Source organism: Arthrobacter sp. sptzw32 (genome assembly GCF_059089735.1).
In genome coordinates, this window is record NZ_JBNHEZ010000007.1 from 195,255 (window position 1) to 208,128 (window position 12,874).

General features: G+C 63.2%; 14 protein-coding genes. 10 read left to right on the forward strand and 4 right to left on the reverse strand.

The window, feature by feature from the left end; translation table 11 throughout:
* Positions 1–3: 3 nt before the first annotated feature.
* The 3 genes from AC5RVN_RS14795 to AC5RVN_RS14805 form a co-directional block, all read right to left on the reverse strand.
* Positions 4–954, reverse strand: a complete 951-nt coding sequence (locus AC5RVN_RS14795) for a carbohydrate ABC transporter permease (protein WP_494105779.1) — start codon at positions 952–954, stop codon at positions 4–6.
* 104 nt (positions 955–1,058) lie between these two features.
* Positions 1,059–2,399 carry an ABC transporter substrate-binding protein gene (locus tag AC5RVN_RS14800; protein WP_494040476.1) on the reverse strand — a complete coding sequence of 447 codons (1,341 nt, stop codon included), beginning with the start codon at positions 2,397–2,399 and terminating at the stop codon, positions 1,059–1,061.
* A 275-nt stretch (positions 2,400–2,674) separates the two neighbouring features.
* Positions 2,675–3,691, reverse strand: coding sequence for a LacI family DNA-binding transcriptional regulator (locus tag AC5RVN_RS14805; protein WP_494138421.1), 1,017 nt, complete (start codon positions 3,689–3,691; stop codon positions 2,675–2,677).
* A gap of 142 nt (positions 3,692–3,833) precedes the next feature.
* Between AC5RVN_RS14805 and AC5RVN_RS14810 the strand changes: the two genes are divergently transcribed.
* The 10 genes from AC5RVN_RS14810 (at position 3,834) to AC5RVN_RS14855 (ending at position 12,280) form a co-directional block, all read left to right on the forward strand.
* On the forward strand, positions 3,834–5,102 hold the full coding sequence (locus AC5RVN_RS14810; protein ID WP_494138422.1) for an FAD-binding protein: 1,269 nt from the start codon (positions 3,834–3,836) through the stop codon (positions 5,100–5,102).
* A 74-nt stretch (positions 5,103–5,176) separates the two neighbouring features.
* Entirely contained in the window at positions 5,177–5,731 is a 555-nt protein-coding gene (locus AC5RVN_RS14815) for a cysteine hydrolase family protein (RefSeq protein ID WP_494138423.1), read from the forward strand.
* A gap of 134 nt (positions 5,732–5,865) precedes the next feature.
* Entirely contained in the window at positions 5,866–6,168 is a 303-nt protein-coding gene (locus AC5RVN_RS14820) for an urease subunit gamma (protein WP_494138424.1), read from the forward strand.
* Positions 6,169–6,179: 11 nt separating this feature from the next.
* Positions 6,180–6,548 carry an urease subunit beta gene (locus AC5RVN_RS14825; protein ID WP_494138425.1) on the forward strand — a complete coding sequence of 123 codons (369 nt, stop codon included), beginning with the start codon at positions 6,180–6,182 and terminating at the stop codon, positions 6,546–6,548.
* Positions 6,545–8,305 (forward strand): urease subunit alpha, encoded by a 1,761-nt coding sequence (gene ureC / locus AC5RVN_RS14830; protein ID WP_494138426.1) that lies wholly within the window; start codon positions 6,545–6,547, stop codon positions 8,303–8,305. The genes AC5RVN_RS14825 and ureC overlap by 4 nt, the downstream gene beginning before the upstream one ends.
* A 32-nt stretch (positions 8,306–8,337) precedes the next feature.
* Positions 8,338–8,817: an urease accessory protein UreE gene (gene ureE, locus AC5RVN_RS14835; protein ID WP_494138427.1), complete on the forward strand. Its 480-nt coding sequence runs from the start codon at positions 8,338–8,340 to the stop codon at positions 8,815–8,817.
* Positions 8,798–9,583, forward strand: coding sequence for an urease accessory protein UreF (locus tag AC5RVN_RS14840; RefSeq protein ID WP_494138428.1), 786 nt, complete (start codon positions 8,798–8,800; stop codon positions 9,581–9,583). Before ureE ends, AC5RVN_RS14840 begins: the two co-directional genes overlap by 20 nt.
* A gap of 29 nt (positions 9,584–9,612) precedes the next feature.
* Positions 9,613–10,230 (forward strand): urease accessory protein UreG, encoded by a 618-nt coding sequence (ureG, locus tag AC5RVN_RS14845; protein WP_494138429.1) that lies wholly within the window; start codon positions 9,613–9,615, stop codon positions 10,228–10,230.
* Between the two features lie 41 nt (positions 10,231–10,271).
* Positions 10,272–11,174, forward strand: a complete 903-nt coding sequence (locus AC5RVN_RS14850) for an urease accessory protein UreD (protein ID WP_494138443.1) — start codon at positions 10,272–10,274, stop codon at positions 11,172–11,174.
* Positions 11,174–12,280, forward strand: coding sequence for a HoxN/HupN/NixA family nickel/cobalt transporter (locus AC5RVN_RS14855; protein ID WP_494138430.1), 1,107 nt, complete (start codon positions 11,174–11,176; stop codon positions 12,278–12,280). The genes AC5RVN_RS14850 and AC5RVN_RS14855 overlap by 1 nt, the downstream gene beginning before the upstream one ends.
* Here AC5RVN_RS14855 and AC5RVN_RS14860 read toward each other — a convergent pair whose 3' ends face one another.
* On the reverse strand, positions 12,281–12,799 hold the full coding sequence (locus AC5RVN_RS14860) for a transferase (protein WP_494138431.1): 519 nt from the start codon (positions 12,797–12,799) through the stop codon (positions 12,281–12,283). It abuts the gene before it with no gap.
* Positions 12,800–12,874 lie beyond the last annotated feature (75 nt).

Below are 12,874 nucleotides of genomic sequence, written 5' to 3' on the forward strand. Positions count from 1 at the left end.
GGTTTATTTCAGTCCGCTCTGCTTGCGGGTCAGGAAGAGGAAAAGGAAGGAGAAGACGAACACGACGATGCCGAGCGCGAAGGAGATGGCGGAGGCATAGTTGAACTGGCTGTAGGAAAACGCCAGCGAGAAGGCATACATATTGGGCGTGTACGAGGTAGGAATGGCTCCCTGTGCCACCCCGCGAAGCACTTGAGGTTCGGTGAAGAACTGCAGTGTGCCGATGAGGGCGAAGATGACCACCATCACCAGGGAGGAAGAGATCATGGGGATTTTGATCCGCCAGGCAATTTGCCGGTCGGAGGCGCCGTCGAGCACGGCTGCCTCGTAGATGCCGGGATCGATTCCACGCAGCGCTGCGTAGATGATGATCATGTAGTAGCCGGCCCACTGCCACGTCACAATATTGACGAGGCTGCCGAAAATGCTGTCCTGCGCCAGGAATTCGGGTGCGGCCATACCAAAAGCGCCGAAGATGGAGCTTGCGGGTCCAAAGCGGGGGCTGTAAAGGAAACCCCACATGAGGGCACCGATGACCACGGGAACCGCGTAGGGGACAAAGATCATAAGCCGGGAGAACTTTGACGCCCACGTGGCGAGGTTGTCCAGGACAAGGGCGGCAAGCAGGGCCACGATCATCTGTGCCGGAATCATGATCAATGCGAACTTCGCTACGGTCGCCAAACCCTGCAGGAAGACCGGATCGCTAAAGGCCTTGATGTAGTTGTCCGCCCCGACGAACTTGGTGCCCGTGGCCAGCGTACTGGTGAAAAGGCTCATCCGGAATGCGTAGACCAGGGGGAGGATGAGGAAAGTCAGGAAGATTGCCGCGAAGGGGGCAACGAAGAGCCATCCCCAGCGCTGCCGGCGCCGGTAGTTCTTGTCGGGGCGGTGCTTTGCGGGGGCCGGTGCCTTGGCCTGTGGGGCCGAGCTCGGCGCTGTGGTCGTAGCCATAATGGTCTTTCCTCAAGCAGTGGGACGGATGGCGCGGTGGAGGTGTCCGCTGGAGGCCGGACGGGCAGGTGCCCGCGCAGAGGCGCGGGCACCTGCCCCGGCGGTTACTTCAGGGTGAAGCCCTGCTCGGTCGCGTACTGCTCGAGGGATGCCTGGAGATCATCGAGGGCCTTGCCCGCGTCCTTCTCGCCCTGGACCATCGAGTAGAGCTGCACCGTCAACTGGTCGTAGGCGTAGTTCTGGAACGGGCTGAAGGTTGCGCCCTCATAGCCCGCAGCTGCCTTCAGGAAAACGTCCTTGTTGATCTGCTGCCCGCCGAAGAACGGGTATTCCTTGTTGGCGAACTCCTCGGAATCAAGGACGGGCGAGTATGAGGGGAACAAAGCTCCCTTGTCAACGCCCAGGTTCATGCCTTCTTTGTTCCCGAAGATGCCCATGGCAACCTTCGCTGCCAGTTTCTTGTCTTTGGCCTGCTTAGTCACGGCAAAGGTGGAACCACCCCAGTTGACTTGGACGGGGTTTGCTGCGTCCCACTGCGGCAGCGGGGCAGCGCGCCAGACTGCGTTCGGGTCGGCGTCGGACAGGCCCTGCAGGTAGCCAGGGCCCCAGGCAGCGGCGAGGTAGACGGCGTATGAGCCGTCGACGAGCTTAGTGTTGTAGTCCGCGGTGAAGGCGTCGTCGGTGGCAACCAGCCCCTTCTTGACCAGTCCTTCCCAGTACTTCAGGACGTCCTTGGCGCCTTGGTCATTGACCTTGATTCCTATTTCCTGTGGGTTGGCGGAGTCGTATTCGAACGGCACGGAACCGGCCTGGGCGAACAGGGCCTGGTTGAATGCACGCCCGTTGGTGGGGAAGTCGGCCATGACAGCACCGTTGCCGGACTCCTTCAACTTTTGGGCGGCGGCCTCGAACTCTGCCCAGGTTGTCGGCACCTGCATGCCCGCTGCTTCAAAGATGTCCTGACGGTAGAGCATTCCCATGGGGCCGCCGTCGACGGGAATGGCATACACGGCATCCCCGCTCGAGGCGTCTTCCCAGGCGCCCTCGGCGTACTGATCCTTGACGTCGTTGGCACCGAATTCGGTGAGGTCCACAAGTGCATCGCGGATGGTAAAGCTGGAAAGGACTTCCGACTCGAGCTGGATCACATCGGGTGCGCCTGAGCCGGACTCGATCGAGGTCGAAAATTTGGTGTACTCATCGTTGCCCTGGCCCGCGTTGGTCCAGCAAATCTGCACATCGTTGTTGGTCTTGTTGAAGTTGTCGACAACCTCGTTGAACGCAGGGTACCAGGCCCAAACAGTTACCTGCGGGGCCTCCGCATTAACAATGGTGTTGGTGCATGACGCAGCTTCGGAACCGCCTGCGCTTCCGCCGGAGCAGCCGGTCAGTGCTGCAGCAGTGGCGGCGACGATGCCAACCGATGCCAGGAACTTGGCTTTCATATCTCTTGCTTCCTCTCGCGGTGGCATTCCACCGTGGTCGCCCGTGGGCGGCCGGTCCGGGTGCTTCAGGAAGGAAGATCGCCGGACACCAGTGCTGTGCCACTGAATCTTCCTTGATCCGGGCCCGTCCTCCTGCTGGACAACCTCTGGCGAGGGATGCCGCAGGTGCCGGCGCCGTTCTTTACATCGTTGTAGGTAAACGTTGTAGAAGAATCATGCCTAGTGAGTCCCGTCACTGTCAAGCAGCTGGGGCTGAAACTTTCTCTAGAGTGCAGTCAGGCGGGCAATGCTGAAGATTCACGCTCAATGACCTGGAACCGTGCTTCGTACTCACGCGGCGGCGCGCCGACTTCAAGCCCCGAGATCCGTTCCTGCAGGACACGCACCGCGGTGTCGGCAATTTCGTCCCTGCCGGGATCGATCGTTGACAGGGTGGGCAGCGAATACCTGCCCTCGTCGAGATCGTCGAAACCGATTACAGCGACGTCGTCGGGTATCCGCCGGCCTGCTTCCTGGAGCACGCGCATCGCTCCGAGCGCCAAAGTATCGTTCAAACCGAACACAGCATCGAACTCAACGTTAGTTGCGAGCAGTTCCCGCATTGATGTCGCTCCGTTGGAGCGGTGCCAGAAGGTGGTGTATGCCACCAGTTCCGGATCGAACGGGATGCCGGCTTCTTCGAGGGCCTGCTGGTAGCCCCGCAGGCGGAGTCCAGCGGAGCCGATGACCTCACCCTCGTGCGCGCCGACTACGGCGATGCGCCGGCGGCCTTTCGACAGCAGGTGTGCCGTGGCGGCACGCGCTGACTCCACATTGCTCATGGTCACGTGGTCGGTTGGACCACCGAATATGCGTTCACCGAGGAGCACGAGCGGAAAATTGACGTTGAGGTACTGGGCGTCCTCGTTTGACATGCCCAAGGGGCTGAACAGCAGTCCGTCAGTCATTTGGAGCCGTGGGCTGGAGAGGATCTCGAGTTCATGGGCGCGGTCCCCGTCGGTCTGCTCGATGAGGACTTTGAGGCCCCGGCGCGCAGCGGCCTTGATGACTGAATCCGCCAGTTCGGCGAAGTAGCTCAGGGAAAGCTCGGGGACAGCGAGTCCGATCACGCCGGTCCTGCCGGAACGCAAGCTTCGCGCGGACATGTTGGGGCTGTAGCCAAGCTCGGCGATAGCCTCCATGACCCGCTTTTTGGTGTCTGTGCGGATGTGCGGGTAGTCGTTGATGACATTAGAGACCGTTTTGATAGACACGCCCGCCGCCAGTGCAACGTCCTTTAGTGTGGCCGCCATGCCGCTCCCAGAGATCCTGACGTGATGCCCTGTACGTCACGTATGGTAGAAAGTCTACAACGTTGTAGGGTTGCCCGGGCCGCTTCCTGTTGGCACCGGCCCCTTCACCCTACGTCGCGACACCGGCCAGACAAGGACGACCATGATCGAGGAACAGGTACGGGACAGGCTCAACTGGGCAGGTAACTATGAGTTTCAGGCCCGGTCAATGGAGCATCCCAGATCACTCCCCGACCTTCAGCGTGCGGTGGCGCGGGCCAGCCGCGTGAGCGCCCTTGGGTCACGGCACTCGTTCAATGACATCGCGGACACCTCGGGAACCCTGGTGTCCCTAGATGTCCTCGATCCGCGCATTGAGGTGGACGAGGCTGCGCTGACGGTTACAGTTTGCGCGGGGGTCCGGTACGGAGTCCTCGCCGGGTACCTGCAACGCCAAGGCTTCGCCCTCCACAACCTCGCATCCCTGCCCCACATCTCGATCGGCGGCGCTATCGCGACTGCAACCCACGGTTCCGGGAACAGGAACGGCAACCTCGCCACCGCTGTTGTCGCGCTGGAGCTGGTTACTGCCTCTGGTGATGTCCTGGTTGTGGGCCAGGGCGACCCGGACTTCGAGGGCATGGTCGTGGGACTGGGCGCCCTTGGCGTCATCCACCGCGTAACGCTGAAAATAGAACCGTCATTCGACGTGCGCCAGGACGTCTTCAGGGATGTGCCCTGGGACGCCGTCCTCGCGGACTACAACGCAGCAACGTCATCCGCCTACAGCGTTAGCTTGTTCACAGACTGGGCCGGGGAGGCCATCGGCCAAGTGTGGCTCAAGAGCAGGATGGACGGCGCTGCGGTGCCTATGAGTTTTTACGGCGGCGTGGCCGCGGCCCGGGCCTATCATCCGGTGCCAGGTGTGGCCGCTGACCACTGCACCCAGCAGCTGGGCATTCCCGGGCCATGGTCCGACCGTCTTGCACACTTCCGCCTCGCCTTTACGCCCAGCAGCGGACAGGAGCTCCAGACGGAATACCTCATCGGCCAGGAACACGCCACCGAGGCCATCCGGCGCATGCGGGAGCTTGCGCCGAAAATCACCCCCTTGCTGCAAGTCTCCGAGGTGCGGTCAATGGCAGCTGATGAGCTGTGGCTTAGCAACAACTACCAGCGCGCCGGAATCGGCCTCCACTTTACGTGGAAGCCGCTTCAGATGGAGGTCGAGGCGCTGCTGCCCGAACTTGAGGGCGCGCTCGCGCCACTCGGCATGCGCCCGCACTGGGGCAAGCTGTTTGCGGCGGATGCCGAACAGCTTGCACCGCTGTATCCCAGGTTTGACGATTTCCGGGCTCTCGCGCGGCGCCTGGACCCTGAAGGCAAATTCCGCAACGCCTTCCTTGACCGAAAAGTCTTCGGGGCAGCCTAAGGTGGGCGCGCCAGGTTTCGCCTGGCCGGACCGAGGGTACCTTTCCTGCAGGACTCAAAGAGGAAGGGTGCCACATGATTGCACTTCTTGTCATTGACATGCAGAACGCGTACTTCGAGGCGCCGGAGCTGGCAGAGCAACAGGAGCAGCTGGTCAAGTCCTGCAACAGGCTGCTCGAAGCTTTCAAGGCCAGCGGGCACAAGGCGTTGATGATCGGCACCGAGCACGAGCGGGACAAATCCACGTGGACGCTGAACATGCTCGATGACGACCAGGGTTTTATCTTCCGCGGCAGTGAGGAGACGCGGGCTGTGCCCGGCCTGGCCATCGACGGCCTGCCCCAGCTGAACAAGACGCGGGACAGCGCCTTCGTGGGTACCAACCTGCTTTCGCGGCTCCGCAACTGGGGCGCCGATGAGGTGGTGCTGGCCGGAGTCTCCACGCACAACTGCATCGCCCAGACCGGCGCAGACGCCTTCGCCCACAACATCCGGGTCACCTACGCGAAGGATGCCATGGCCTCGGAAGACAACCAGGATGCCGCCGACATGCTGCGCATCCTGTCCACCAGTTACCGCCAGCCTGTCCAGTCCAGTGACGAGATCCTGGAGAGGTTGCGCTCCATTTAGTGTGGCCGACCGCGGCACCCATCGAAGTGCCGCCGTCTAAGGGAGAGCCGCTCATAACAAGACTGAAACGTGGCGGAAACGTCCGCCACCTACTGTGGGTCCCACGCCGTCCGCTGGCCGCTGAAGGGACCCTCATGCATCTGATGCCACGTGAGCAGGAAAAGCTGCTGATTGTGGTGGCCGCCGATCTCGCCCGGCGCCGCCAGAGCCGCGGGCTCAAACTCAACTACCCCGAGGCCGTGGCGATCATCAGCTACGAACTGATCGAGGGCGCACGGGACGGGCGTACGGTGGCAGACCTCATGCGTTACGGCACTTCCTTGCTGAGCCGGGACGACGTTATGGAAGGCGTGCCGGCCATGATCCACGACGTGCAGATCGAAGCGACCTTTCCGGACGGCACCAAGCTCGTCACCGTCCACGATCCCATCCGCTGAAGGGGCAGGCCATGATCCCAGGAGAGTACGTCCTTCGGCCGGAGCCGGTGACGGCGAACGCCGGGCGGGAGGCGATTGACGTCGTCGTGGTTAACACTGGTGACCGGCCCGTGCAGGTGGGCTCGCATTTCCATTTTGCCGAGGCCAATGCTGCCCTCATTTTCGACAGGGGAGCTGCTTATGGCAAGCGCCTGGACATCCCTGCCGGAACTGCCGCCCGCTTCGAACCGGGGGATTCCCGCAACGTGCGGCTGATAGAACTCGCCGGCACCCGGGAAGTGTACGGACTCAGCAACGCCGTGAACGGAAAGCTCGACGGCGGGACGCACCTTGAGGGCCCGCCCCGCCCAGGTGCCACAGTGGAAGGGGACCAGCAGTGAGTTTCGAGATTCCCCGCCGGCAGTACGCCGATCTGTACGGCCCCACCACCGGTGACGCCATCCGGCTGGCAGATACGGACCTGTTCCTCGAAATTGAACGCGACCTCACTGTGTATGGCGAGGAGGTGGTCTTCGGCGGCGGCAAGGTGATCCGCGACGGCATGGGACAGAACGGCCAGATGACGCGGGACGGTGCTGGTTCCGGTGACGGAGTTCCCGACACCGTCATCACCAACGCCGTGATCCTGGACTACACCGGCATATACAAAGCCGACATCGCCCTCAAGGACGGCCACATCCTTAGGATCGGCAAGGCGGGCAACCCCCAGATCACCGATGGCGTGGACATCGTGATCGGAGCGGGCACTGAAATCATTGCCGGCGAGCGCAAGATCCTCACCGCCGGGGGAGTGGACACCCACATCCACTTCATCTCCCCGGACCAGATCCCTACGGCACTGACCAGCGGCATCACCACCATGATCGGCGGCGGCACCGGCCCGGCCGAAGGCACCAAGGCCACCACCGTAACTCCCGGAAAATGGCACATCCAGCGCATGCTGCAGGCGGCCGAAGGCTTCCCCATGAACATCGGCCTGTTCGGCAAGGGACACGCGTCGGCCGTGGAACCCCTCGCGGAACAGATCCGCGCCGGCGCCATCGGGCTGAAAGTCCATGAGGACTGGGGGTCCACCGCCTCCTCGATCGACACCTCGCTGACGGTAGCTGACGAATACGACGTGCAGGTGGCCATCCACACGGACACCCTGAACGAGTGCGGCTTCGTGGAGGACACCATCCGCGCCATCAACGGACGCGTCATCCACACCTTTCACACCGAGGGAGCCGGCGGCGGGCACGCTCCGGACATCATCAGGATTGCCGGGATGCCCAACGTCCTGCCGGCATCCACCAACCCCACCCTTCCGTACACCCGCAACACCATCGAAGAGCACCTGGACATGCTGATGGTGTGCCATCACCTCAACCCGGACATTCCCGAGGACGTGGCGTTCGCGGATTCCCGGATCCGGGCCGAAACCATCGCGGCCGAGGACGTCCTGCAGGACATGGGCATCTTTTCCATCACCTCCTCCGACTCGCAGGCGATGGGACGGGTGGGCGAGGTGATCACCCGCACCTGGCAGGTGGCGGACAAGATGAAGAAGCAGCGGGGGGGATTGCAGGATCCCGACGGCGGTTCCCATGCTTCAGCCGTCGGCTCCGGTGAGGGCAGCGACAACTTCAGAATCAAGCGCTACGTGGCCAAGTACACCATCAACCCGGCTATCGCGCAGGGCATCGCGAATTCCGTTGGTTCCGTGGAGGTGGGCAAGTTCGCCGACCTTGTCCTGTGGGACCCTGCGTTCTTTGGGGTGAAACCCGAGCTCGTGATCAAGGGTGGGCAAATCGCCTATGCCCTGATGGGCGACGCGAACGCCTCCATCCCCACCCCGCAGCCGCGAACCATGCGCCCGATGTTCGGCGCGTTCGGCAAGGCCGTGCAGCAGTGCTCCATCACTTTCCTCTCCCAGGCAGCGGTCGACGCCGGCGTGCCCCACGAGCTGGGGCTGGAAAAGGTCATCAGGCCAGTCTCCGGAATCCGGACGCTGACCAAGGCGGACCTGAAGTACAACGACGCCACCCCGGACATCCAGGTGGATCCCGAAACCTACCAGGTAACGGTCGACGGCGAGGACGTGACGTGTGAGCCCTCCGATGTGCTGCCCATGGCCCAGCGCTACTTCCTCTTCTGACCGCCCCGCCCTGACAACCCCCGGAGCACCACGTGATCATCGAAAAAGTCCTCGGCAACCTGCACGAACTTCCGGACCCGCAGGTCTACGCCAGCCTGCACCAGGAGAAAGTGGTGCTGCCCAGCGCGCAGCTGGTCAAGCGCATCCAGCGGGCCACCACCGACCACGGCAAGGAGATCGGCATCCGGCTGCCCTCCGGCTCCGGCGACCTGCGCGACGGCGATATCCTGCACGTGGAAGAGTCCAACATGATCGTGGTATCCGTGCTGCCCACCGATGTCCTGGTGATCGCGCCCCGCTCGGTATATGAGATGGGCGTGGTGGCACACTCCCTCGGCAACCGGCACCTGCAGGCACAGTTCTTCGACTCGTCTTCCGAGTACGGGGCCGACGTCATGGTGTGCGCTTACGACCACACCGTCGAGGACTACCTCACCCACGCCGCCGTGCCCTACACCCGCCAGGAACGCGTCATGCCTGTGCCTTTCCGCCATGCTGAACACAGCCACTAGTACCAGCGTCACCTTGGAAGCGGCGGCGGGTGAAGAGGGCTGTGCCCGCTTCGCGGTGCCCACCACGCCGCAGCCCCCTTCACCCGCCACCGCCAGCGTCAGCCGCTATCAGTTGGCCCTTCAGCAGTTGGTTGACTCCGCGCTTCCTACTGGGGCTTTTGCTCACTCTTTTGGCTTTGAGGCGTATATCGATGGTGGGCTCGTTTTTGATGAGGGGTCGTTTGGGGAGTGGTTGTCCGTTTTTGTCTCGCAGCCGCTGACCTACTCCGACGGGTTGGCCATTCGGTTCTTTTATGAGGGTGTTGATGTGGGGGAGCTTGATTCCTTGCTTACCGCTTCGCTTTTGCCGCGGCAGGTTCGGGAGGCCAGCGTCAAGATGGGCTCCCGGCTGCTTGAGATTGGGGCTGAGGTGTTTCCCTCGGCCGGGCTGGAACTGTACCGGCACCTGGTGACCACCGGCCGTGCCGCCGGGCACCAGCCGCTGGCGTTCGCTGTCGTCGCCCGGTCGCTGGAGGTGCCCCTGCAGGAGGCGCTGGCCGCCTACCTTTTCGCCGCCGTGACCTCACTGACGCAAAACGCCGTCCGCGCCATCCCGCTGGGCCAAAACGCCGGCCAGCGGCTGCTACGGCGCGCGGCCGGCGACGTTGCTGCCGCCGTCGAAAGGATCCCGCACCTGACACCGGACGACTTCGGGGCGGTCAGCCCCGGACTGGAAATTTCGCAAATGCGGCACGAACGACAACGTGCCCGGATGTTCATGAGCTGACAGTGCTTGGAAATTCAAAGGAGGACAGCATGACGGAACCCATCAAAATCGGCATCGGCGGACCAGTCGGTGCCGGCAAAACCCAACTCGTGGAGCGGCTCACACGGCACATGAGCGGCGGGATCTCCATGGCCGCCATCACCAACGACATCTACACCATCGAGGACGCCAAAATCCTCGCGGCCAACGGCATCCTCCCCGAGGACCGGATCGTCGGCGTCGAAACCGGCGGTTGCCCGCACACCGCCATCCGCGAAGACACCTCCATGAACACCGCCGCCATCGAGGAACTCAAAGCCAGGCACCCCGGCCTGCAGGTGATCTTCGTGGAATCCGGCGGAGACAACCTGTCCGCAACCTTCAGCCCCGAACTCGTCGACTTCTCCATCTACATCATCGACGTCGCCCAAGGCGAAAAAATCCCCCGCAAAGCCGGCCAGGGCATGATCAAATCCGACCTCTTCATCATCAACAAAACGGACCTCGCACCGCACGTGGGAGCTGATCTCGCCGTCATGGAACGCGACTCCAAGGAATTCCGCGGGACCAAGCCGTTCTGCTTCACCAACCTCAAAACAGATGAAGGACTGGACGCCGTCATCGAATGGGTTCGGCGGGATGTCCTGATGCTCGATCTGGCTTCGTGAGTACGCCGGCGGCCCACTTGGGTCCGGCGGCTTCGCTGGATATGGGGCCGTGCCCGGCCCACCACGCCGCGGCCCCAGACCTCGGCCTCGCCGCCTCAGTGCCTTCGTCACCTATGGGGGAGCTCGCCATACGTATTGAGCAGCGAGGCGGTCGGTCGGTCGCTTTGCATCAATATCATCGGGGCGCTCTTCGGGTACTCAGGCCCCATTATCTCGATGACTCCGGACAGGTTTGTTATGTCATCGTAAATCCAGGCGGGGCTTATCTTGGGGCTGATCTTTTTCTCCTCGATGTTGAAGTTGGGGACGGCGCTGATCTCCTGCTCACCACGCAGTCTGCGACGAAGGTGTACAAAACTCCCGGTTCTTTTGCTGAGCAGCGACTGGTTGTCCGGCTGGGGGAGCGGGCCCGGCTGGAGCTGGTACCTGATCAGCTCATCGCCTATCGGGAGGCGAGCTACCGGCAACGGACGCTGGTAACGGTGCGGCCGTCGTCGTCGCTGGTGATGGCGGAAGTGGTGACGCCCGGCTGGTCACCCGACGGAGCCACGTTCCAGTACGAGGAACTGCGCCTGCGGAACGAACTCCTGGTTGAGACGGATGAAGGCAACCAGCTGCTGGCGCTGGACAACCTGCTCATCCGGCCGCCGACGGGAAATGTCACCGGCCTGGGTTTCATGGAAGGCTTCAGCCACCTCGGTTCCCTGATCGTGGTGGACCCGCGCGTAGACCAGGCGCTCGCTGATGAGCTGCACGGCGCCGCGTCGGAACACGAAGCACTCACTGGAATCTCGCTGACCCGAAGCGTAGCTGGAACAACCGGGCTGGTACTCCGGTCCCTGTCCAACAGCACGGGCGAACTGAACCAGCTCCTTGGTGCCTGCACCGCCCTCCTCCGGAAACGGTGGTACGGACAGGAACCACTGAACCTCAGGAAGCACTGATGACAGCCCTCACGAACATCACCAGCCTTTACCGCTATCGGGAAACATTGCCGCTGCGGACCCGCCTGCTGTGCTTGTTTGGTGCGGTGGCCGCGTTGCACGCAGCCGCCGTCGTACTGCTCCTCGCTGGCAACATGGGCACCGCAGGCGGCGTAGGAACCCGCGGCACCGCCGGTACCCCGGGGGAGGCCGGGGTGCAAGCCCTTTCGTGGGGCCTGGTCCTGACTGCATACCTGGCGGGCGTGAAGCACAGCTACGACTGGGACCACCTGGCAGCCATCGACAACTCCACCCGCAAGTTTGTCGCCAGCCGCCAGGATCCGGTCAGTGTCGGCTTCGCCTTCAGCCTGGGACACAGCTCGGTGGTAACTCTGGCAGGCATGCTTGTTATCGCCGGCGCAGCCGTCGTGGGGGAGTTTATGCAGGACGGGTCCGCCGGAAACCTGATGCTCGGGCTGATCGGCAGCGGCGTTTCCGGGCTGTTCCTGTTGGCGATGGGTCTCTTCAACGGCTCCGCCTTCGCCCGGTCGGCCCTGGCGTACCGTCGCACCCGGGCCGGGGCGGCAATCGACCCACGGGACCTTGAACCGAAGGGGCCTATGGCGCGTCTGCTCGCCCGGCCGCTGTCCAGGGTGCGGCAGCCGCGGAACATCTACGTCATCGGTTTCCTGTTCGGGCTGGGCTTTGACACGGCGACCACCATCGGCCTGCTCATGATGACGACGGCGGCCTCCCTGGCCGGGGTACCGCCCTTCGCCCTGCTGGCGCTGCCGCTGGCATTCACCGCAGCCATGACCCTGTGCGACTCAGTCAACGGCGTAGCCATGATGCGGATGTACCGCTCGGCGCTGGAAGACCCGCAGCGGAAACTGGGCTTCAACGCCCTGGTGACCGGGATATCGGCGGTGTCCGCGTTGTTCATCGCCGTGATCACACTCGGCGGCCTCTTCAACGCCGCCTTCGCGCCGGAGGATCCCTTGACCCTGTGGCTGGGATCCGTCGATCTGGGCGACGCCGGCCTGTTGTTGGCAGGACTGCTGCTGGCGGTCTGGGCCGGGGCAGCGTTTAAGGGACGGGCACAGGGCGGCTCAAAACAACAGCACTAATCAGGCGGCCATCCGCCCCTTCATCTTCCGGTGCGGGCGGCCCTTCGCTCCCGTCGGGGCCTTGGAAGCCGGAGCCTTCGCAGCCGGGGCCTTCGCGGCGGCGGCTGGCTTTGCCTGCTCGGAAACCCGTGCCGGGGATCGCAAGGCAACATGGCCGCCGTCGGGGACTGCACTGTCAGCGTGCAAGTGGACCCCGTGCTCGATAAGGACGCCGGCTCCAATCCGCGAGTGGCTGCCGATATGCGCCCGGTTTCCGATCACCGTTCCCCTGCCAATCCGCACACCGTCACCAATAACGGCGCGGTCGCCGACGGTGGCATCGCGGTCGATCCAGCTGCCGTGGCCAATCCGGCAGCCCGAGCCGATCCGGGCACCGTACTCCACGTAGGTCATCGGTCCGATGCGCGCGCTTTCGGCGACTGTTGCACCGGGGGCGGTCAGGCCTCCGCCGTTGGCGTGGCGGGCATATCGGGTGACCTTTCCGGCGTCGTCTTCAACTGAGACATACTTCGCGTTCATTACATCCCTCGTTTACGCGCGGTAACTTACCGCACAGTCAGTTAACGGTCCGGAACTCAAAGTGATTCCCGGCGG

Excerpts from the sequence above, each read along its gene's own strand:
- AC5RVN_RS14795 (WP_494105779.1), bottom strand. The coding sequence starts at position 954 with ATGGCTACGACCACAGCGCCGAGCTCGGCCCCACAGGCCAAGGCACCG.
- AC5RVN_RS14800 (WP_494040476.1), bottom strand. The coding sequence starts at position 2,399 with ATGAAAGCCAAGTTCCTGGCATCGGTTGGCATCGTCGCCGCCACTGCT.
- AC5RVN_RS14805 (WP_494138421.1), bottom strand. The coding sequence starts at position 3,691 with ATGGCGGCCACACTAAAGGACGTTGCACTGGCGGCGGGCGTGTCTATC.
- AC5RVN_RS14810 (WP_494138422.1), top strand. The coding sequence starts at position 3,834 with ATGATCGAGGAACAGGTACGGGACAGGCTCAACTGGGCAGGTAACTAT.
- AC5RVN_RS14815 (WP_494138423.1), top strand. The coding sequence starts at position 5,177 with ATGATTGCACTTCTTGTCATTGACATGCAGAACGCGTACTTCGAGGCG.
- AC5RVN_RS14820 (WP_494138424.1), top strand. The coding sequence starts at position 5,866 with ATGCATCTGATGCCACGTGAGCAGGAAAAGCTGCTGATTGTGGTGGCC.
- AC5RVN_RS14825 (WP_494138425.1), top strand. The coding sequence starts at position 6,180 with ATGATCCCAGGAGAGTACGTCCTTCGGCCGGAGCCGGTGACGGCGAAC.
- AC5RVN_RS14840 (WP_494138428.1), top strand. The coding sequence starts at position 8,798 with ATGCTGAACACAGCCACTAGTACCAGCGTCACCTTGGAAGCGGCGGCG.
- ureG (WP_494138429.1), top strand. The coding sequence starts at position 9,613 with ATGACGGAACCCATCAAAATCGGCATCGGCGGACCAGTCGGTGCCGGC.
- AC5RVN_RS14850 (WP_494138443.1), top strand. The coding sequence starts at position 10,272 with ATGGGGCCGTGCCCGGCCCACCACGCCGCGGCCCCAGACCTCGGCCTC.
- AC5RVN_RS14855 (WP_494138430.1), top strand. The coding sequence starts at position 11,174 with ATGACAGCCCTCACGAACATCACCAGCCTTTACCGCTATCGGGAAACA.
- AC5RVN_RS14860 (WP_494138431.1), bottom strand. The coding sequence starts at position 12,799 with ATGAACGCGAAGTATGTCTCAGTTGAAGACGACGCCGGAAAGGTCACC.